This window comes from Paracoccus sp. J39 (assembly GCF_000518925.1).
In the GTDB taxonomy this organism is placed as follows: Bacteria; Pseudomonadota; Alphaproteobacteria; order Rhodobacterales; family Rhodobacteraceae; genus Paracoccus.
The window spans coordinates 20,239-38,797 of record NZ_JAEN01000015.1 but is presented as its reverse complement, the minus strand read 5'-3'; the positions used below and the strand labels follow the sequence as shown (position 1 = coordinate 38,797).

At 68.4% G+C, this 18,559-nt stretch carries 20 protein-coding genes; 13 read left to right on the top strand and 7 right to left on the bottom strand.

All coding sequences use genetic code 11. The features are described 5' to 3' along the window. Nucleotides 1-79 precede the first annotated feature (79 nt). Entirely contained in the window at nucleotides 80-1,510 is a 1,431-nt protein-coding gene (locus L632_RS0115075; RefSeq protein ID WP_028714354.1) for a HAMP domain-containing sensor histidine kinase, read from the bottom strand. Between the two features lie 239 nt (nucleotides 1,511-1,749). Here L632_RS0115075 and rpmH point away from each other — a divergent pair, with 239 nt between their 5' ends. From rpmH to L632_RS0115025, 10 genes are all read left to right on the top strand, one after another. After that, the gene (gene rpmH / locus L632_RS0115070) at nucleotides 1,750-1,887 is read left to right on the top strand and encodes a 50S ribosomal protein L34 (RefSeq protein WP_028714353.1); all 138 of its coding nucleotides are present in this window, start codon (nucleotides 1,750-1,752) and stop codon (nucleotides 1,885-1,887) included. Between the two features lie 31 nt (nucleotides 1,888-1,918). After that, a complete protein-coding gene (gene rnpA, locus L632_RS0115065; protein WP_036698437.1) occupies nucleotides 1,919-2,359 on the top strand; it encodes a ribonuclease P protein component in 441 nt (146 codons plus the stop codon). Beyond that, nucleotides 2,356-2,595: a membrane protein insertion efficiency factor YidD gene (gene yidD, locus L632_RS0115060; RefSeq protein ID WP_028714351.1), complete on the top strand. Its 240-nt coding sequence runs from the start codon at nucleotides 2,356-2,358 to the stop codon at nucleotides 2,593-2,595. Before rnpA ends, yidD begins: the two co-directional genes overlap by 4 nt. A gap of 54 nt (nucleotides 2,596-2,649) precedes the next feature. Further along, a complete protein-coding gene (gene ttcA, locus L632_RS0115055) occupies nucleotides 2,650-3,549 on the top strand; it encodes a tRNA 2-thiocytidine(32) synthetase TtcA (protein WP_051416349.1) in 900 nt (299 codons plus the stop codon). A 60-nt stretch (nucleotides 3,550-3,609) separates the two neighbouring features. Beyond that, on the top strand, nucleotides 3,610-4,890 hold the full coding sequence (locus L632_RS0115050) for an EAL domain-containing protein (protein WP_028714349.1): 1,281 nt from the start codon (nucleotides 3,610-3,612) through the stop codon (nucleotides 4,888-4,890). A gap of 419 nt (nucleotides 4,891-5,309) precedes the next feature. After that, on the top strand, nucleotides 5,310-7,232 hold the full coding sequence (gene yidC / locus L632_RS0115045) for a membrane protein insertase YidC (RefSeq protein ID WP_028714348.1): 1,923 nt from the start codon (nucleotides 5,310-5,312) through the stop codon (nucleotides 7,230-7,232). Next, the gene (locus L632_RS0115040; protein ID WP_028717074.1) at nucleotides 7,229-7,987 is read left to right on the top strand and encodes an MOSC domain-containing protein; all 759 of its coding nucleotides are present in this window, start codon (nucleotides 7,229-7,231) and stop codon (nucleotides 7,985-7,987) included. The genes yidC and L632_RS0115040 overlap by 4 nt, the downstream gene beginning before the upstream one ends. After that, nucleotides 7,984-8,634 carry a ribosome biogenesis GTP-binding protein YihA/YsxC gene (gene yihA / locus L632_RS0115035; RefSeq protein WP_028714346.1) on the top strand — a complete coding sequence of 217 codons (651 nt, stop codon included), beginning with the start codon at nucleotides 7,984-7,986 and terminating at the stop codon, nucleotides 8,632-8,634. Before L632_RS0115040 ends, yihA begins: the two co-directional genes overlap by 4 nt. Before the next feature lie 61 nt (nucleotides 8,635-8,695). After that, the gene (argB, locus tag L632_RS0115030) at nucleotides 8,696-9,595 is read left to right on the top strand and encodes an acetylglutamate kinase (protein ID WP_028714345.1); all 900 of its coding nucleotides are present in this window, start codon (nucleotides 8,696-8,698) and stop codon (nucleotides 9,593-9,595) included. 110 nt (nucleotides 9,596-9,705) lie between these two features. Next, a complete protein-coding gene (locus tag L632_RS0115025) occupies nucleotides 9,706-10,224 on the top strand; it encodes a histidine phosphatase family protein (protein ID WP_028714344.1) in 519 nt (172 codons plus the stop codon). A gap of 14 nt (nucleotides 10,225-10,238) precedes the next feature. On the opposite strand, the gene L632_RS0115020 is transcribed toward L632_RS0115025, so the two are convergent. Further along, nucleotides 10,239-11,210, bottom strand: a complete 972-nt coding sequence (locus L632_RS0115020) for a 1-phosphofructokinase family hexose kinase (RefSeq protein ID WP_028714343.1) — start codon at nucleotides 11,208-11,210, stop codon at nucleotides 10,239-10,241. Further along, nucleotides 11,210-11,617, bottom strand: coding sequence for a metallopeptidase family protein (locus tag L632_RS0115015; protein WP_028714342.1), 408 nt, complete (start codon nucleotides 11,615-11,617; stop codon nucleotides 11,210-11,212). The genes L632_RS0115020 and L632_RS0115015 overlap by 1 nt, the downstream gene beginning before the upstream one ends. Before the next feature lie 76 nt (nucleotides 11,618-11,693). Here L632_RS0115015 and gltX point away from each other — a divergent pair, with 76 nt between their 5' ends. Both gltX and tig read left to right on the top strand, forming a co-directional pair. Continuing rightward, complete coding sequence (gene gltX / locus L632_RS0115010; protein WP_028717073.1) at nucleotides 11,694-13,019, top strand: glutamate--tRNA ligase; 1,326 nt, start codon at nucleotides 11,694-11,696, stop codon at nucleotides 13,017-13,019. A gap of 853 nt (nucleotides 13,020-13,872) precedes the next feature. Continuing rightward, nucleotides 13,873-15,207 carry a trigger factor gene (gene tig / locus L632_RS0115005; protein ID WP_028714340.1) on the top strand — a complete coding sequence of 445 codons (1,335 nt, stop codon included), beginning with the start codon at nucleotides 13,873-13,875 and terminating at the stop codon, nucleotides 15,205-15,207. A 204-nt stretch (nucleotides 15,208-15,411) separates the two neighbouring features. Here the strand turns inward: tig and L632_RS0115000 are convergent, their stop codons facing one another. From L632_RS0115000 to rpsF, 4 genes are all read right to left on the bottom strand, one after another. Beyond that, nucleotides 15,412-16,236 (bottom strand): hypothetical protein, encoded by an 825-nt coding sequence (locus L632_RS0115000; protein ID WP_028717072.1) that lies wholly within the window; start codon nucleotides 16,234-16,236, stop codon nucleotides 15,412-15,414. Between the two features lie 158 nt (nucleotides 16,237-16,394). Then, on the bottom strand, nucleotides 16,395-16,979 hold the full coding sequence (gene rplI / locus L632_RS0114995) for a 50S ribosomal protein L9 (RefSeq protein ID WP_028714338.1): 585 nt from the start codon (nucleotides 16,977-16,979) through the stop codon (nucleotides 16,395-16,397). 12 nt (nucleotides 16,980-16,991) lie between these two features. Then, entirely contained in the window at nucleotides 16,992-17,219 is a 228-nt protein-coding gene (gene rpsR / locus L632_RS0114990; RefSeq protein WP_011747229.1) for a 30S ribosomal protein S18, read from the bottom strand. An 18-nt stretch (nucleotides 17,220-17,237) separates the two neighbouring features. Next, nucleotides 17,238-17,633 (bottom strand): 30S ribosomal protein S6, encoded by a 396-nt coding sequence (gene rpsF / locus L632_RS0114985; protein ID WP_028714337.1) that lies wholly within the window; start codon nucleotides 17,631-17,633, stop codon nucleotides 17,238-17,240. 286 nt (nucleotides 17,634-17,919) lie between these two features. Between rpsF and L632_RS0114980 the strand changes: the two genes are divergently transcribed. Further along, nucleotides 17,920-18,501: a YceI family protein gene (locus L632_RS0114980; RefSeq protein ID WP_028714336.1), complete on the top strand. Its 582-nt coding sequence runs from the start codon at nucleotides 17,920-17,922 to the stop codon at nucleotides 18,499-18,501. Nucleotides 18,502-18,559: the final 58 nt, after the last annotated feature.

The following is an 18,559-nucleotide window of genomic DNA, read 5'->3' as shown; positions in this document are numbered from 1 at the left end:
ATTTAGTGTGCGGGCCGGGGGGGCGCAAGGCCAAAAATGACCTTCGGCAAAATCTTTTCCTGAAATCGCCGTGAGCAGCCTATCCCGCCGCGGCTTCCGCCCGCTGCGCAAGCCCGGCCAGCTCGCGCGGCAGGTGCAGGATGAACTGCGTGCCCTCCGCATCGCTGCGCAGCAGCTCCAGCCGGCCGCCATGGCTGCGCACCAGATCCGCCGCAATGGCCAGGCCAAGCCCCGTGCCGCCCTTGCGCGAGCCGCCCGAAAAGGGCTGGAACAGGAAGTCCCGCGCCTTCTGCGGCAGGCCGGGGCCGGTGTCGCCGATGCGGATCCACCATTCCTGCTCGTCCTCGCCGGCGCCGATCTCGATGGTGCCCGGCTGGCGCGTCGCCTCGATCGCCTGGCGCGCATTGCGCACCAGGTTCGACAGCACCCGGAACAGCTGGTCGCGGTCGGCACGAATCGTCAGGCTGGGCGGAATGTCGGTCAGGAACTCGATGGGCTCGGCCCCGTCCAGCCGGTCCGCCGCCATCGCCTCGCCCTCGGTCACCTCGGTCACCAGCGTCGAGAGGTTGAAGCGCGACAGCGCCGGGGCCGGTTCCTCGGCCTTGCCGAAGGCCAGCGTGGTCTCGCACAGGTTCACCGCCCGGCTGATCGAGTTCACCAGCTTCGGCGCAGCGCGGCGCACGGCGGGATCGGCGCTGGTTTCCAGCCGGTCGGCGAAGATCTGCGCCGTGGTCAGGATGTTGCGCAGGTCGTGGCTGATGCGGGCCACCGCTTGGCCCAGCTGCGCCAGCCGCGCCTGCTGCTTCAGCGCCGAGGTCACGGTGCGCTGCATGGCGGCGAGCGCCGTCTCGGCCTCGTTCAACTCGGCTAGCCGCGCGTTCGGGGTGATGATCGAGCGCGCGTCCTCCGGCGCGCCGGCATAGGCGGTCATGTGGCTGATGACCCGCCGGATCGGCACCAGCAGCAGCCTCTGCGCCGCCACGTTCAGCAGGATGGCGGTCAGGATCGAGAAGGCGGCCGAGATCAGCAGCAGCCGCAGCCCGTAATCGATCATCTCGGTGCGCAGCCGCTGGGTGTCGGTGGTGATCTCGATCAGCTGGCCGGCCTGGTTCACCGGCGCGCCGATCACCCGGATCACCTGGTTTCGCGGATCGAGAAGCTGCGCCATGGCATCGCGGATCGAGGTCCAGAACGGCTGCTCGCGCAGGTCGTAGGTGGCCGAGATCGGCCCTGGAATCGGCGAGGACAGCACCAGTTGCCGCACGTCGTTGCGCCGCAGCACGACGTTGAAGACGCCGGCATTCTCCAGAAGCTCGGATTCCAGGTCCGAGGCCAGCGATTCGTCGGTCGCCAGCAGCGCAAGGCTGGCGATCTGCGCGCGCTCTAGCCGCGATTCCAGGAAATCCAGCCGGTAGTTCGCGATCGAGGGCAGCAGGATCAGCAACTCGGCCAGAAGCACGAACATGCCCGTGAGCAGGGCGAATCGGCCGGATAAGGTATTCAGGGACATGGTAGGCTTTGCAATTCCCTCGGGTCTCGGCGCCGCTGCTTCACATAGTGGCTGTCCTTACGCAGTTCAAACCTGCGTGACATGGTCCCGGTTCCCCGGAACCTGCGGCGCCGGCGAAATCCGTGCAATGTGGTTGACTTGGGCGGCGGGCCCGACTATCCAGCGGGCCTCGAATGACCGGCGCGTCTTGCGTGGGCCGATGGCCCATACCCTGGCACGCCCTGACCCGGAGTTGAAAGATGTCGAAACGCACCTACCAGCCGTCGAACCTGGTTCGCGCCCGCCGCCACGGCTTCCGCGCGCGCATGGCGACCAAGGGCGGCCGCCGCGTGCTCAACGCCCGCCGCGCCAAGGGCCGCAAGACCCTCAGCGCCTAAGCCCTGCGCCGCAGGGCGTGGGCTTGCCGTGATGGACAGCACCCCCGAAGCTGCCGCCTCTGACCGTTCCGTCGCTGACCCGACGCCGGACAGGGCGGCTTCTGCCGTTTCGGAGGCGGGTGCGGGGGGCGGGCTGGAAACCCTGCGCAAGCGGGCGGATTTCCTGCGTGCGGCTTCGGCCCGGCGGCAGGGCATGCCCGGATTTCTGCTGCAGGCCCGCCGGCGTCCCGAGGGCGAGGCGGGGCAGGCGATCCGGGTCGGCTTCACCTGTTCCAGGAAGATCGGCAATGCCGTGGTCCGCAACCGTGCCAAGCGCCGGCTGCGCGCCTTGGCGCGCGAGGTCATGCCGGCCGCCGCTCGGCCCGGCTGGGATTACGTGCTGGTCGGGCGGCCGGGCACCACGGTCAGCCGCGATTTCGCCGAGCTGCGCGCCGATCTTGCCGCCGCGCTGGCGCGGGTGCACGGGAAATGAGCCCGCTGGCGCATCTGCTGGCGCTGCCGGTGCGCGGCTATCGGCTGATCGCCAGCCCCTGGGTCGGGCATGGCTGCCGCTTCCAGCCCACCTGCTCGGCCTATGCGCTCGAGGCGCTGGAGCGGCATGGCGCGGTCCGGGGCGGCTGGCTGGCGGCGCGGCGCATCTGCCGCTGCCATCCCTGGGGCGGGCATGGCCATGATCCGGTGCCGGGCTCGGAACAGCCGCGGGACTGACGCCGCGGCGCCTTTCATGCTAATCAGGGCGCGCAAGCGCCACGGGGACGAATGATGCGGGACAATATCGCCAGCGAGACCGGGACCTTCGACGCGGCAGAGGAGATCCACCCGCTGTTCCGCGGCGCGCCGGCCTCGACCGAATTCCGCAAGCTGCGCAAGCGGCTGGTGCGCGAGACCCGCGCCGCCATCGAGACCTATGACATGATCCGCCCCGGCGACCGCTGGCTGGTCTGCCTGTCGGGCGGCAAGGACAGCTACACGCTGCTCGCCGTGCTGCACGAGCTGAAATGGCGCGGCCTGCTGCCGGTCGAACTGCTGGCCTGCAATCTCGATCAGGGCCAGCCGGGTTTCCCGGCGACCGTGCTGCCGGAATTCCTGACCGAGCGTCAGGTGCCGCATCGCATCGAATATCAGGACACCTATTCCATCGTGAAGGAGAAGGTGCCCGAGGGCCGGACCTATTGCGCCCTCTGCTCGCGCCTGCGTCGCGGCAACCTCTATCGCATCGCCCGCGAAGAGGGTTGCCAGGCGGTGGTCCTGGGCCATCACCGCGACGACATTCTGGAAACCTTCTTCATGAACCTGTTTCATGGCGGCAGGCTGGCCTCGATGCCGCCGAAGCTGCTGAACGAAGAGGGCGACCTGAACGTGCTGCGCCCCCTGGCCTTCGTGGCCGAGGCCGATTGCGACCGTTTCGCCCGGGCGATGAATTATCCGGTCATCCCCTGCGACCTTTGCGGCAGCCAGGAAGGGCTGCAGCGCATGCAGGTCAAGAAGCTGCTGGACGAATGGGAATCGCGTGCGCCCGGCCGGCGCCAGGTCATGTTCCGGGCGCTGATGAATGTGCGCCCCTCGCATCTGCCGGACCCGAAGCTGTTCGACTTCACGGCACTGATGCCGGATGCCTCGGATTTTAGCGAAAAAGACGTGCCGATCCTGCGCGAACATTAACCGAGCAAAAAGCGTCGCGGGGCTAGGCTGCGATCCGGACAACAAGATTCGGATCTGGGAATGGCATACGGAATCGCGGCGGTTGCGGCACGGCTGGCAAGGCTGGTCAGGAACAGGGAGGCGGCGCGGGGCGGGGCACGGCTTGCGCTGGTGCTGCGGGTCGAGAATGTCGAGATGCTGCGCGCCAGCATCGGCCCGGCCATGCTGGAACAGATGCTGGACAGGCTGCTGCGGCGGCTGGTGGCGGATCTGCGCCTGCTGCCGCAGTCGCGCAGTCCCGGCTCGGCCGAGATTCAGGGCATTCTTGGCATTTTGCGCCAGCAGGCGGTGCCGGGACTGCTGGCGCGGCTCCAGACCATCTGCTCGGCCGGCGTTGACCTGCCCGACCTGCGCATCTGCCCGGTGGTGAATGCGGTGATCGTCAGCGACGAATCGGGCCGGCAGGATGCGGCGGCGCTTTATGCCCATGGCCGCGCGGCCTTGCAGGGGTGCAGCCCGTTTTCGGCCGCCGGACAGCTGCGTTTTGTCGAGATGCTTCCCCAAGCTGGGCCGGTGGCGCTGCCCGCGCTTGCGCCCGACCGGATCGGGCTGCTCTTCCAGCCGCAGATCTGCTGCGACACCGGCGCGGTGCTGGCGCTGCGGGTTCTGCCGCGGATTCGGATGGACGATCAGGACAGCTGCGATCTGGCCGAACTGCAGCCGCGCCTGGACGACGAAACCCTGGGGCTGGTCACCGCGCAGGTGCTGCGCCAGGCTTTTGCCGCCCTGCGGGTCTGGGACAGGATGGGGGCGCGGGTGCCGCTGCTGTCGTTGCCGCTGTCGGATCGCGCGCTGGCCGATCCGGCCACCGCCGACGCGATCCTGTGGGAGCTGGACCGCCAGGACCTGCCGCCCGAGCGGCTCGAGGTCGAGGTGACCGAGCCGGTCGGCCGCCACGGCGGCCGTCTGCCGGTCGGCGCCAGCCTCCAGCGCCTGGGCACCGCGGGCTGTGCGGTGGCCCTGGGCGAATTCGGCACCGGCAGCGCCGGGCTGGACGACCTGCGCCGCTTTGGCATGCGCCGGGTGCGGATCGGCCGCAACTTCATCGCCGGCTGCGACCGGCGCGCCGACCAGCAGCGCATGATCCTGGCCATTCTGGCCCTGGCCGAGCACCTGGGCCTGGCAACCCTGGCCGACGGCGTCGCGACTCAGGAAGAGCAGGCGTTTCTGGCGCAGATCGGCTTCAACGGCGTGCAGGGGCTGGCGGTGGCGCCGCCGCTCGAGCCCGCGGCGGTCGATGACTTCCTGCTGGCGCACGGCCATTCCCTGCCCGCGCCCTTCGACCTGCGCCGCAAGGCGTGAATAGGCTTGCCGATTGCCTTGCGGCTCTCGGCCAGGGTCCTGACGCACAGCGCCCGCGGGGACGGCCGCTTGACCGGGGCAGGTGCGATCATGGCCTGACCCCTGCGCCTGGCCCCTGCGCCGCGCCCGCCCGCTTCCGCATCACCGGGTGCCGGCTTGCGAATGCGGGCGGACGGGCACCGGGCCCAAGCCCGCGCGGCGGCGGCTTGCAGGGCACGGGCGGCCTTCTCCGGCATGGACCTCGGGCCTGCGTCCGGGCGACAGCTGCCGGGCCCGCCCGTTGCCGGGCTGGCCGATGTCGCGGGACCGAGGTGGCGGCGGCGCCGGTTTTCCGGCAAATTCCCTTGACCTTTGCCGGTCGCTTCTGTTGAAGCGGCCCGAACCCTCAGACTGGGGTGACGACGAAGGGCTGGTCCGGAATGCAAGACAACAACCGCAATCTCATCCTGGCGATGGTGCTTTCGGCCCTCGTCATGCTTGTCTGGTCGATTTTCTTCGCCCCCGAGCCGGTGCCCCCCGCCCAGGATACCACGCCGACCAGCACCCAGGGCGCCACCACGCCCGAAACCGGCTCGCCCGCGACGCCGGGCGCGGTGCCGCAGGGCGCGGCGCCGGAGCTTGAGGCGGCGACCGCGACCAGCGACGATCCTTCGGCCGGTGCCGGGCGGGTGCGGATCGACTCTCCCTCGCTGGCCGGCACGATCTCGCTGGCGGGCGGCCGCATCGACGACCTCGAGCTGACCGGCTATCGCGAGACGCTCGATCCGCAATCCCCCTCTGTTCGCCTGCTGTCGCCCACCGCGCAAACCACCGTGCAGGCCGAAGGCAGCCCGGTGGCTCCGGGCGGCGCGGCGCAGCTTGCGGTGCAGAAGCCCTATTACGCGGTCTATGGCTGGATGCCCGCCGCCGGCACCGATCCGGCGCTGGTTCCCGGCCCGGCCACGGTGTGGGAGGTCGAATCCGGCGCGACGCTCGCCCCCGGCCAGCCGGTGACGCTGCGCTGGGACAACGGCGCCGGCCAGGTCTTCCGCCGCACCTACGAGCTTGACGACAAGTTCCTGTTCACCGTGACCCAGACGCTGGAGAATACCGGGACCGCACCCTTCTCGGCCGCGCCCTACGGCATTCTGGCCCGGCACGGCAGGCCCGACACCCAGAACTTCTTCGTGCTGCACGAGGGCGCGGTCGGCATGACCGACGGCAAGCTTCTGGAAGAGAAATACAAGGACATGGCCAAGCTCGACCCCATGGCGGGCGAGGGGCCGGCCCAGCTGATCGAGGTGCAGGAAAACGGCTGGATCGGCTTTACCGACAAATACTGGATGACCACGCTGGCGCCTGCCCCCGGCCAGTCCTTCACCGCGGTGGTGAAATACGCCCCCGGCGCCGACATCTACCAGGCCGAGACGCGGATGCCGGTGCAGACCGTCGCCCCGGGCGCGACCGGGACCTCGTCCAGCTATCTCTTCGCCGGCGCCAAGGTCTGGGAGGTCATCAACGGCTATCAGGAAAATCCCGGCATCGACCGCTTCGTCGATTCCATCGACTGGGGCTGGTTCTATTTCCTGACCAAGCCGATCTTCCGCCTGCTGCACTGGCTGCATGGCATGATCGGCAACATGGGCTGGGCGATCATCGCGCTGACCTTCGTGCTGAAGCTGCTGGTCTTCCCGCTGGCGCGCAAATCCTACATCTCGATGGCCAAGATGAAGGAGCTGCAGCCCGAGATGGAGGCCATCAAGCAGCGCACCGGCGACGACCGGATGAAGTTCCAGAAAGAGGTGATGGAGCTCTACAAGCGCGAAAAGGTGAACCCCGCCGCGGGCTGCCTGCCGGTGCTGCTGCAGATCCCGATCTTCTTCGCGCTCTACAAGGTGATCTTCGTCACCATCGAGCTGCGGCACGCGCCCTGGATCGGCTGGATCCGCGACCTTGCCGCGCCGGACCCGTCCAGCCTGTGGAACCTGTTCGGCCTCTTGCCCTGGGCGGCGCCGGGCCAGGGCAGCTTCCTGCACAGCTTCACCCTGCCGGTGCTGGCGATCCTCCTGGGCATCTCGATGTGGATGCAGCAGAAGCTGAACCCGGCCCCCACCGATCCGGCGCAGAAGATGATCTTCGCCTGGATGCCCTGGGTGTTCATGTTCATGCTGGGGGGCTTCGCCTCGGGCCTGGTGCTTTACTGGATCACCAACAACACCATCACCATCATCCAGCAATATACGATCATGTCGATGCACGGCCACCGGCCCGACTTCTTCGGCAACATCCGCTCCAGCCTGCCCTCACGCGCCAAGACCGAGGCCAAGGCCGGCGAAAAGGGCGGGGACAAGGGCGGAAAATGACCGCCTGCATCGCCCGGATCCGCCGGCACCCGATCAAGGCGATCGGCGGCGAGGACCTGCGCCGCACCCGTCTGGCCGCGGCGCGGCGCCTGCCCGGCGACCGCATCTGGGCGCTGCTGACCGAGGGCGGCGAGCGTCACGCCGGGGCGGAGCCGCAACGCTGGCTGCCCAAGTCCTGCTTCCTGCGCGGCGCGGCCTCGGCCGGGCTGCAGGCGGTGCAGGGCGGCTGGGGCGAGGGCGCGGAGGAGGGGCGGATCCGCCTGACCCATCCCGGCCTGCCCGATCTGGACTTCGACCCCGAGACCGAGGGCGCGCGGCTGGTGGACTGGGTCCGCCCGCTCTGGTCCGAGGGGAAGCCCGCGCCCACCCGCCTGGTGCGCGGGCCGACCGGCTGGACCGATGTCAACCAGCCCTGGGTCTCGATCCTGTCGCTGTCGAGCCTGGCGGATCTGGAATCCCGGCTGGGAATGGCTTTGGGCGTCGAACGCTGGCGCGGCAATCTCTGGCTGGAGGGCTGGGCGCCCTATGCCGAACGCGATCTGATCGGCCATGTCCTGACCGTGGGGGATGTCGAACTGCGGGTGACCGAGGCCATCGGCCGCTGCCCGGCGACCAGCGCCGATCCCTCGACCGGCCGCATCGACATCGACATGCCCGAGGCGCTGGAGGCGCAGTTCGGCCATCGCGATTTCGGCATCTATGCCGAGGTGGTGACCGGCGGCGAGATTGCGCTGGGTGGCGAGGTGCGGGCATGAAGGTCGCCTTTCCCGTCGCCCCCGAGCCCGATCCCGACACCGCCGAGGCGGCACGCAAGCTGTTCGCCGGCCCGGTCGATTTCCTCAAGGGCGTGGTCGCCATGGATGGGCTGCCGCCCGCCGACCGGCCCGAGGTCTGCTTCGCCGGCCGCTCGAATGTCGGAAAATCCAGCCTTATCAACGCCCTGACCGGCCGGAATGGGCTCGCGCGCGCCTCGAATACCCCGGGCCGCACGCAGGAGATCAATTATTTCACCCTGGGCGAGCAAGCCTATCTGGTCGATCTGCCGGGCTATGGCTTCGCCAAGGCGCCGGTGGCGGTGGTGGCGAAATGGCAGGCGCTGCTGAAGAACTATCTCGCCGGCCGGCCGACGCTGCGCCGCGCCTTCACGCTGATCGATTCGCGCCATGGCGTGAAGGACGTCGATCACGAGATCATGAAGCTGCTCGACCGCTCTGCCGTGCCCTTCCAGGTGGTGCTGACCAAGGGCGACAAGATCGGCAGAGAGGCGATGGAGGCCACCGTCGCGCAGGTGCAGGAGGCGCTGCAGAAGCATCCCGCCGCCTATCCCGAGCTTGTGATCACAAGCTCGGACAAGGGCCAGGGCATCGCCACGCTGCGCGCCATCATCGCCGGTCTGGACTGATCGGCGCCCGCGTCCTAGGATCGGGCGCGACGAACAGGGGCCTTCGATGAGAAAGCAGAAGATGAACCGTGACTGGATCGCCACCGCCCGCACTCTGTCCGAGGCCCTGCCTTACATGCAGCGCTATTCCGGCGCCGTGGTGGTGGTGAAGTTCGGCGGCAATGCCATGGGCGACGACGAGGCGATGGCCGAATTCGCCCGCGACATCGTGCTGATGAAGCAGGTCGGCATCCATCCGGTCGTCTGCCATGGCGGCGGCCCGATGATCAACGACCTGCTGGGCAAGCTGGGCATCGAAAGCCGTTTCGTGCGCGGCAAGCGCGTCACCACCCGCGAGACGGTCGAGGTGGTCGAGATGGTGCTGTCCGGCCTGGTCAACAAGCGGATCGTGCAGGCGATCAACGACGCCGGCGGCCGCGCGGTCGGCATTTCCGGCAAGGACGACGACCTGATGGTCTGCGAGCCGGACGACCCGGAGCTGGGCTTCGTCGGCCGCCCGGTCGAGATGAACGTGCAGATCATCCGCGACCTCTACAATGCCGGGCTGATCCCGGTCATCGCCCCGGTGGCGACGGGCATGGAGGATAACGAGACCTTCAACGTCAACGGCGACACCGCCGCCGGTGCGATTGCCGGCGCGCTCCGGGCCGACCGGCTGCTGCTGCTGACCGATGTCTCGGGCGTCAAGGACGCTTCGGGCGAGGTGGTAACGGCGATGCATCCCGACCAGGTGCGGGCGATGATCGCCGACGGCACCATCGCCGGCGGCATGATCCCCAAGACCGAGACGGCGCTGAAGGCGCTGGAGGAGGGCGTGCGCGCCGTGGTGATCCTGGACGGGCGGGTGCCGAATGCCTGCCTGCTGGAGCTGTTCACCGAACATGGCGCCGGCTCGCTGATCCGCTCGACCGAGCCGCGGGTCAAGCCGCGCGGGTTGCGCCAGGGCGACAGCGGGCTGTAGGACCCCGGGCGGGCGGGGGCGAAGACAGGGCTTGCCCGCGCGGCGGAAGCTGTGGCAGGCTCCTCGGACCCGCTGCCCAATCTTAACCGTATGGCCGAAAAGGCAATTCGATGACCCCTCTCGGACACTGCCGTCTGATCCTGACCCGTCATGCCAAATCGTCCTGGGACGATCCGGCGCAACCGGATCACGACCGCCCGCTGAACGCCCGCGGCCGCCGCTCGGCGCGCGAGCTGGGCGACTGGCTGGCCAGCCGGGGCTACGAGCCCGAGGAAGTGCTGTGCTCGACCGCCGAGCGCACGCGTGAGACCTGGGCCGGCATCGCCATGGCGCCCCTGGAGGTGCGGCCGCATATCCGTTACGAACCGGGCCTTTACCACGCCGCGCCGGAAAAGATGCTGGAGATCCTGCGCAGCGCCTCGGCGCCGACGGTGATGATGATCGGGCACAATCCCGGCATCGCCGAATTCGCCGCCATGCTGCCGGCGCGCGCGCCGCTCGACCCGGATTTCCGCCGCTATCCGACCGCGGCGACGCTGGTGGTCGATTTCCAGATCGACGACTGGTCCGAGCTGGGCCCGGCCCAGGGCAGCGTGCTGGACTTCGTGCGCATGGACGGGCGCGCCTAGGGCCTCGGCCCCATTCAGGCGGCCGTGCCGCCGCGCATCTGCGTCACCACGCGGGCGGCGAACAGCCGCTCGACATCCTCGCCCCGGCAGAGTTCGGTCGCCGGCGTCAGCACCGTGGCCGAGGCGGCGGCCGCCGCCAGCCCCAGCGCGTCGCAGACCGGCCAGCCGCGGGCATGGCCCAGCGTGAAGCCGGCCAGGAAACTGTCGCCTGCGCCCACCTTGCTGACCACCTGCACCCGCGCCGCCTCGGCATGCCAGATGCCCTTGTCGGTCGCGATGATGTTGCCGTCGCGGCCGCGTGCCACGATCACCCCATGCGCGGCGCCCGAGGCGACCAGGCTGGCCGCGAAATCGGCGGTGTCGGCGCGATAGGGCAGGGGCCGGCCGGCGAGTCCCTCGGCCTCCTCGTCGTCCATGCGCAGGATCTCGACCCTTCGGTCGCTGGCGGCGGCGACCTCGGCCAGCGCGGGCCCCGAGGTGTCCACGACCAGCCGTGCGCCGCTGCCGCGCAGCCGCTCGGCCAGCAGGGCGGCAAAGCCCGCCGGCACGCCCGGCGGGTTCGAGCCCGACAGCACCACCAGCGCACCGGGCTCGGCGGCGTCGGCGGCGGCCTCCAGCGCGGCCTCGACATCGGCTTCGGACCATTCCGGGCCGGGCATGACGAAACGGTATTGCTGGCGGATGGTGCGGTCGTCCACGGTCAGGGACTGCCGCGTCTCGCCCGGAGCGGGCAGGGTGACAAGCGGGACGCCGGTTTCCTCCAGCAGCCCGGCGATGCGCTGGCCGGTGGCGCCGCCAAGCGCGACCAGCGCGGTGCTGTCGCCGCCCATGGCGCGGATCGCCCGGCTGACATTGATGCCGCCGCCGCCCGGATCGAAACGCGGCGCCGCGCAGCGCAGCTTGATGTCGGGCACCACGCGTTCGGCGGCGGTGGTGACGTCAAGGGCGGGGTTCAGGGTGATGGTGAGGATCGGCGCCTGCTCCATCATTCCCACCACCGGTCTATGGCGGCGATATCGTCGTCGGACCAACCGAAATGATGGGCGAATTCATGGACCACGACATGCGCGACCAGCGCGCCCAGCGTGACGTCGCCGCGCGAGGCCCATTCGTCCAGGATGGCGCGGCGGAACAGCCAGACCGTGTCGGGGAAATGCTGCGGCTCGCTGGCGGATTTCTCGGTCATCGGCACGCCGTCGTAAAGCCCGGTCAGTTCCAGCGGGTCGTCGATCTGCAGCTCGTCGAGGAATTCCTCGCTGGCGAAATCCTCGATGCGCAGCACGACCTGCGCGGCGGGTCCGGCGAATTCCGGCGGCAGCCCGGCGATGGCCTCGCGCGCCAGTTCCTCGATCATGGCCGCGTCGGGGGCCTCGGCGTCTTTCCAGTCAAGCATCGGCTAACCTCGTCTTTGGTCCCGATATGGACAAAAACCGCCGTTTGTGAAAGAGCGAAGCCGACAGGAGACACCCATGACCACCACCCGTTTCGCCCCTTCGCCCACCGGCCACATCCATGTCGGCAACCTGCGCACGGCGCTGATGAACTATCTGATCGCGCGCAAGGCGGGCGGCACCTTCATCCTCCGGCTGGACGATACCGACCGCGAGCGGTCGAAGCAGGAATATGCCGACGGCATCCAGCGCGACCTGGAATGGCTGGGTCTGCAATGGGACCGGATCGAGCGGCAGTCGGACCGCCTGGACCGCTATGCCGAGGCTGCGCAGGGCCTGCGCCAGGCCGGCCGGCTCTACGAGGTGTTCGAGACCCCGACCGAGCTGGACCTGAAGCGCAAGAAGCAGCTCAACATGGGCAAGCCGCCGGTCTATGACCGGGCCGGGCTGAAGCTCTCGGCCGGGGACAAGGACCGGCTGCGCGCCGAGGGCCGCGACGGCTACTGGCGCTTCCTGCTGGACCAGGAGCGGATCGAGTGGCCGGACGGCATCCTGGGCGAGATTTCCATCGATGCGGCCTCGGTCTCGGATCCGGTGCTGATCCGCGCCGACGGCCAGGTGCTTTACACCTTCGCGAGTTCGGTCGATGACGCAGAGATGGGCGTGACCCATATCGTGCGCGGCGCCGACCATGTGACCAATACCGCGACGCAGATCCAGATCATCCGCGCGCTGGGGGCCGAGCCGCCGGCCTTTGCCCATCACAGCCTGCTGACCGGCGCGCAGGGCGAGGAGCTGTCGAAGCGCCTCGGCACGCTGTCCATCAAGGACCTGCGCGAAAGCGGCGTGGCGCCCGAGGCGCTGCTGTCGCTGATGGCGCGGCTGGGCTCGTCGCAGCCGGTCGAGCTGAGGATGTCGCTGGACGAGCTGGCCGAAGGGTTCGAGCTGAGCCAGTTCGGCGCCTCGCCCACCAAGTTCGACGCCGAGGACCTTTGGCCGCTGACGCGCGAAGCCAACCAGGCGCGTCCCTTCGCCGAGGTCAGGGATCGCATCGCCGCGCTTGGCGTGCCGGACGAGCTGGCCGAGCGGTTCTGGCGCGTCGCCTCGCAGAACATCACCAGGCTGGACGATCTGGCCGGCTGGTGGGAGATCTTCTCGAACGGCGCCGAGCCGCAGGTCGATCCCGAGGATGCCGATTTCATCGCCGAGGCGATGAAGCTCTTGCCGCCGCCGCCCTATACCGACGCGACCTGGGGCGAGTTCACCAATGCGGTGAAGGCGGCGACCGGCCGCAAGGGCAAGGGCCTGTTCATGCCGCTGCGCAAGGCCCTGACCGGCCAGGCGCATGGCCCGGACATGTCGGAGGTGATGCCGCTGCTGCAGGTGGTGCGCGCGCGCGGCTGAAGCACGCCGGCGCATCGTCGCGAAAAGGCCGTCCCTGGGCGGCCTTTGTCATTCCGGGACGGTCATGCGGCGCAAGCCGTGGATCGGATTTGCATGTTTTGCCTGAACGCGGTTGCGGGCGGCGGAATCGCCACAGGCGAACCGGGTCAAAGCCCGCCAAGCCGCCCTGCAACCATGGCATGAGGAAATCCGACGCAGTTTCGCGGATTCATGGCCGGGCGGACGCAGGAACGCGCGTCCGCCCGGTCAGGTCTGAACAGAGGACCAAAGCACCGCTTACCAAGGTTAACAAACAACCGCTTACACAACGATGCCTGTATGCCCCGCCCGCGCGGAGAAGGGAATATATCCTTAAGTTAGGTATTATTTACTGACCTAATAATGGCAGCCTGTTGATTTCCCGAGCGGTGCAACCACAGGCTGCGGAAACCGCGTTTCGGCGGATTGCCGCCTGCCAAAGGTGACGCAGCGTCAGCCCGTTTTGACGGAGCAAGTCTGGCGCGCGAGGCCGAATTGATCAATTCCACCATGAGGCGAGCGACCATGCGCCCGGTCCATGCGCCCGGTCCATGCGCCCGGTCCATGCCCCCGGGGCCTCGGCGCCGTGCCGGGTCGGTGCGGAAGGCGCGGCGGCGGTGCGGCCTTGCCGCAATGCCGGGCCGCCATGGTGCGGATTTCATTTGCCCGCCGCACCGGCAAAGACCCGGCGAATCCAGCCTTCGTCCTTGCTATGCGGGGCGAAATCCCATAGCTAGCGCGCTGAAACAGGCGGCGGCGCCGGACGGCAGGTCCGGGCGCCGATGGGGCCGCGCGGCCTCGACCCGCGCGATGGTTCGTGAATGAAGGAAGACAAATGCAGGTCAAGGAAACCCAGAACGAAGGGCTGAAGCGGGGCTATGAATTCACCCTGCCCGCGGCCGATCTGGCGGCGCAGGTGGATGCGAAGCTGAAAGAGGCCCAGCCCGAGATCGAGATGAAGGGCTTCCGCAAGGGCAAGGTGCCGATGGCGCTGCTGAAGAAGCAGTTCGGCCAGCGCGTCATGGGCGATGCCATGCAGGAGGCCATCGACAAGGCGCTGCGCGATCACCTGGAGAAATCCGGCGACCGCCCCGCCGTGCAGCCGAAGATCGAGATGGTCAACGGCGAGACCTGGAAAGAGGGCGACGATGTCGTCGTCACCGTGAATTACGAGGCCCTGCCGGCCATCCCCGAAGCCGACCTGTCGGGCGTCGAGCTTGAGCGGCTGGTGGTCGAGGCCAGCGAGGAGCAGGTGAACGAGGCGCTGGAGAACCTGGCCAAGAACGCCCAGTCCTTTGAGGACCGCAAGAAGGGCAGCAAGGCCAAGGAAGGCGATCAGATCGTGATCGACTTCAAGGGCATGGTCGATGGCGAGGCCTTCGAGGGCGGCACCGCCGAGGACTATCCGCTGGTGCTGGGCTCGAAAAGCTTCATCCCGGGTTTCGAAGACCAGCTGGTCGGCGCCAAGGCCGGCGACGAGATCAAGGTCGAGGTGAAGTTCCCCGAGGATTACGGCCATCCGGCCCTGGCCGGCAAGGACGCGGTCTTCGAGACCACCGTCAAGGCGGTGAAGGCGCCGAAGCCCGCCGAGCTTGACGACGAGCTGGCGAAGAAATTCGGGGCCGAGAGCCTTGAGGCGCTGAAGGGCCAGATCCGCGAGCGGCTGGAGGCGGAATACAAGGGCGCCTCGCGTCAGGTGCTGAAGCGGGCGCTGCTGGACAAGCTGGACGCTCTGGTTCAGTTCGACCTGCCCGAATCGCTGGTCGAGGCCGAGGCGCATCAGATCGCGCACCAGCTCTGGCACGAGGATCACCCGGAAGAGCATGGCCATGACCATGGCGAGATCGAACCGACGGACGAGCACAAGAAGCTTGCCGAGCGCCGCGTCCGCCTGGGCCTGCTGCTGGCCGAGATCGGCCAGAAGGCCGAGATCACCGTCTCGGATCAGGAAATGACCCAGGCCGTGCTGCGCCAGGCCCGCCAGTTCCCGGGCCAGGAGCGCGCCTTCTTCGAGTTCATCCAGCAGAATCCGCAGGCCCAGCAGCAGCTGCGCGCGCCGATCTTCGAGGACAAGGTCGTGGACCATATCGTCGAGGGCGCCAAGGTTTCGGAAAAGCCGGTGACCAAGGAAGAGCTGGAAAAGGCCATCGAGGCGCTGGATCAAGCCTGATCCCTCGCTTTGACTGCCACGGGAAAGGCCGTCCCCTCGGGGGCGGCTTTTTGCTTTCAGGCCGGCGGCCGCATGGAAGGTCCGCAAGGCTTCGCCCGCCGACGTGGCCGACGGACGAAGCGGCGGCGGCAAGGGCTCCGCGGACGGGCAAGCGGCACCGCCGGGGCATTCGAGTATTTGGAAAACGGAGAAATGACTGTCGGATCAGAGCCGATGCAGGCGCGGGTCGTGATCGGCGGGACCGCCCGGGTGGGGACCTTCCATCGGGTCGTGCAGCAGCGGATCGTCGCGCAGGTCCGGCATATGCGTGCCATGGCGGTCATCGGCGCGGTCCTCGCGATGCGCGTCGCGGCGGGCGCGCGGCGTGCTGCGGGGCTGCGGCGCTGCCGGCTTGCGGTCGATGATCTCGCGCACGAGGGCGGCGGCATCGCCGAATTCCCGCATGATGGTTCCGGCCTGCCCCGCCACGGTGCGGAAGCCGGTTAGGGCGGCGGTCAGCGCCTGCATGACGTTCTCGACCCCATGGGACAGGCTGGCGGTATTCGCCTCGACCTCCTGCAGCAGGCCCTGGCGCGGCGCGCGACGGGCCGGGCGGGCCGGGCGGCCGGGCTTTGCCTCGGCGCGGATGCGTTCGGGGCGGCGGGCGGCGGGGGGCTCGCCCGTGTCGCGCCCGGACGCGGCGTAGCGGGGGGGCAGGCTGTCCCGCGGGGCGGCCGGACGGCGGGAGTCCCCGTCCTTCTCCGAGACCAGGTCGATCAGATGCCGGGCGGCGATCACGGTGCCGGCGGTCAGCGCCGCCGCGACAAGGCCGGTGCCGCCCCAGACCAGCCATTTCGCGCCGCGCGAAGGATGCGGCCAGGGATGGCTGCCATCCGGGGAGACATCGCCATGCGGCGGGATGCGGCGCGATTCCATCGGCCCCGACGGGCGGCGATGGCCCTCGGGCACCGGGCGCGGGCCGAAGCGGGTCTGGCTAGTCTCGTCGGCCTCGGTATGGGTGATGGGCGGCGGGTCGTCCTGGTGGCGCATTCCGGAAAATCCTCTGGCGGCAGGGTGCTTTGCGGTTCAACCCCGCAAGCCGGGGAATGTTCCGCAAGCCGCGCGCCGCGGGCAAGAGGCGTTGCCGTCCGGGCATGAAAAAACGCGCCGGATCGCGGCGCGTTTTTCCTGTTCCGGCGAAGGCGCGATCAGTTCGCGGCTTCGTCCTCGTCGCGGCCGGCCGAGCCGATGTCGTCGAAGAGCTCGGCGATCTCGAATTCCGCGGCGGCTTCCTCTTCGGCGGCCAGTTCCTGGATCGACTTGCCCGAAGCCTGCAGTTCGGCCTCTTCGGCCGAGCGGGCGACGTTCAGCTTGATGGTCACGTCGACTTCCGGGTGCAGGTGCACGCGGACCTCGTGCAGGCCCAGCTCCTTGATCGGGGCGGTCAGGACGACCTGACGGCGCTCGATCGCGAAGCCTTCGGCATTGGCGACATCCGCGGCGTCACGCGGGGTGACCGAGCCGTAGAGCGCGCCGGCATCCGAAGCCGAGCGGATGATGACGAAGGCCTGGCCGTCGAGCTTCGCGGCGATCTTCTCGGCCTCGGCGCGGCTCTCGTCGTTGCGGGCGGCGAGTTCGGCCTTGCGCTCTTCGAAGGCCTTGACGTTGGCGTCCGAGGCGCGCAGCGCCTTGCCCTGCGGCAAGAGGTAGTTGCGCGCGAAACCGTCCTTGACCTTCACGACCTCGCCCATCTGGCCCAGCTTGGCCACACGTTCCAGCAGGATGACTTGCATGATCGTCTCTCCTTACTTCACGGCATAGGGAAGCAGGGCGAGGAAACGGGCGCGCTTGATGGCGCGCGCGAGTTCACGCTGCTTCTTGGCCGAGACGGCGGTGATGCGCGAGGGCACGATCTTGCCGCGTTCGCTGATATAGCGTTGCAGCAGGCGCGTGTCCTTGTAGTCGATGGCGGGGGCGTTGTCGCCCGAGAAGGGGCAGACCTTGCGGCGGCGGAAGAAGGGTTTGTTGGCCATGATCCTGGTTCCTTTCCCTTAGTTCCGGTCGTCGCGGTCGCGGCGTTCGCGGCGTTCGCCGCGGTCGCCACGATCCCCGCGCTCGCGCTCATCGCGCTTCTGCATCTGGACCGAGGGGCCGTCCTTGTGCTCGTCCACGCGGACGGTCAGCACGCGCATGACGTCGTCATGCAGGCGGGCAAGGCGCTCCATCTCCTGCACGGCGGCCGAGGGGGCGTCCGAACGCAGGAAGGCATAATGGCCCTTGCGGTTCTTGTTGATCTTGTAGGCGAGGGTGCGCACACCCCAGTATTCGTTGTCCACGACCTTGCCGCCATTGTCGGCGATCACGGTCGAGAAATGTTCGATCAGCCCTTCGGCCTGCGTGTTCGACAGGTCCTGACGGGCGATCAGCACATGCTCATAAAGCGGCATGTCTGCACCTTTTTTCGGGGCGCACTTCAACGGCGGGACAGCCCTTCCGCGCCCCGCCACGAGAGGCTGCGCCGGTTTCGCATTTGCGGAAGGATGCGGCCTTATAGCGGCCGTGCCGGGGAATGCAAGGGAAAACCCCGGAAACTCCCTGACAGTCGCCCTGGCGGCGATACAGTTTCCGCGCTGCGGCGAAACACGAAAATGTCAGGAAACTTGTCGGAAACCCTTGTTGATGCTGGGGCATTTTCTGGCAGAACGCGCATGACCTTTTCATCGGGAGTTCAGCATGAAATCCATCCTCGCCCCTGTCGCCGCAATCACGCTGCTTGGCGCCACCGCCGCCATGGCCGAGCCCGTGGTCTATGATTTCGACCCCTCGCACAGCCAGGTGGTTTTCGAATACAACCACATGGGCTTTTCGACCAGCACCGGCATCATCAACGGCGTGACCGGTACGCTGACCCTTGATGCCGAAAACCCGGCGAATTCCAGCGTCGAGGCGAGCATTCCGCTGTCCGGCCTGCGCACCGTCTCGGAAGAGCTGGACAAGCATCTGTTCGGCCCGGATTTCTTCAACACCGACGCGGCCCAGGCGGTCGCGACCTTCAAGTCCACCAAGGTCGAGCCCGATGGCGACAAGGAGGCGAAGGTCACCGGCGATCTGACCCTGAACGGGGTGACGAAACAGGTCGTGCTGGATGTCGACCTGAACCAGATCGCCGCCCATCCGATGACCGGCAAGGAAGCCGCCGGCTTCGACGCCGAGGCCGAGATCAAGCGTTCCGAGTTCAACCTGGGCAAGTTCGCTCCGGCGGTGGAGGACGAGGTCGAGATCAAGATCACCGTCGAGGCCGTCAAGGCCGGCTGAGCCGCCGCGGGATCGCAAGCAAAAGGGGCCCGCCGGGCCCCTTTTTTTCCGTTTTTCC

Coding starts and splice junctions, on each gene's coding strand:
- L632_RS0115075 (WP_028714354.1), bottom strand. CDS start 1,510: ATGTCCCTGAATACCTTATCCGGCCGATTCGCCCTGCTCACGGGCATG.
- rpmH (WP_028714353.1), top strand. CDS start 1,750: ATGTCGAAACGCACCTACCAGCCGTCGAACCTGGTTCGCGCCCGCCGC.
- rnpA (WP_036698437.1), top strand. CDS start 1,919: ATGGACAGCACCCCCGAAGCTGCCGCCTCTGACCGTTCCGTCGCTGAC.
- yidD (WP_028714351.1), top strand. CDS start 2,356: ATGAGCCCGCTGGCGCATCTGCTGGCGCTGCCGGTGCGCGGCTATCGG.
- ttcA (WP_051416349.1), top strand. CDS start 2,650: ATGCGGGACAATATCGCCAGCGAGACCGGGACCTTCGACGCGGCAGAG.
- L632_RS0115050 (WP_028714349.1), top strand. CDS start 3,610: ATGGCATACGGAATCGCGGCGGTTGCGGCACGGCTGGCAAGGCTGGTC.
- yidC (WP_028714348.1), top strand. CDS start 5,310: ATGCAAGACAACAACCGCAATCTCATCCTGGCGATGGTGCTTTCGGCC.
- L632_RS0115040 (WP_028717074.1), top strand. CDS start 7,229: ATGACCGCCTGCATCGCCCGGATCCGCCGGCACCCGATCAAGGCGATC.
- yihA (WP_028714346.1), top strand. CDS start 7,984: ATGAAGGTCGCCTTTCCCGTCGCCCCCGAGCCCGATCCCGACACCGCC.
- argB (WP_028714345.1), top strand. CDS start 8,696: ATGAACCGTGACTGGATCGCCACCGCCCGCACTCTGTCCGAGGCCCTG.
- L632_RS0115025 (WP_028714344.1), top strand. CDS start 9,706: ATGACCCCTCTCGGACACTGCCGTCTGATCCTGACCCGTCATGCCAAA.
- L632_RS0115020 (WP_028714343.1), bottom strand. CDS start 11,210: ATGGAGCAGGCGCCGATCCTCACCATCACCCTGAACCCCGCCCTTGAC.
- L632_RS0115015 (WP_028714342.1), bottom strand. CDS start 11,617: ATGCTTGACTGGAAAGACGCCGAGGCCCCCGACGCGGCCATGATCGAG.
- gltX (WP_028717073.1), top strand. CDS start 11,694: ATGACCACCACCCGTTTCGCCCCTTCGCCCACCGGCCACATCCATGTC.
- tig (WP_028714340.1), top strand. CDS start 13,873: ATGCAGGTCAAGGAAACCCAGAACGAAGGGCTGAAGCGGGGCTATGAA.
- L632_RS0115000 (WP_028717072.1), bottom strand. CDS start 16,236: ATGCGCCACCAGGACGACCCGCCGCCCATCACCCATACCGAGGCCGAC.
- rplI (WP_028714338.1), bottom strand. CDS start 16,979: ATGCAAGTCATCCTGCTGGAACGTGTGGCCAAGCTGGGCCAGATGGGC.
- rpsR (WP_011747229.1), bottom strand. CDS start 17,219: ATGGCCAACAAACCCTTCTTCCGCCGCCGCAAGGTCTGCCCCTTCTCG.
- rpsF (WP_028714337.1), bottom strand. CDS start 17,633: ATGCCGCTTTATGAGCATGTGCTGATCGCCCGTCAGGACCTGTCGAAC.
- L632_RS0114980 (WP_028714336.1), top strand. CDS start 17,920: ATGAAATCCATCCTCGCCCCTGTCGCCGCAATCACGCTGCTTGGCGCC.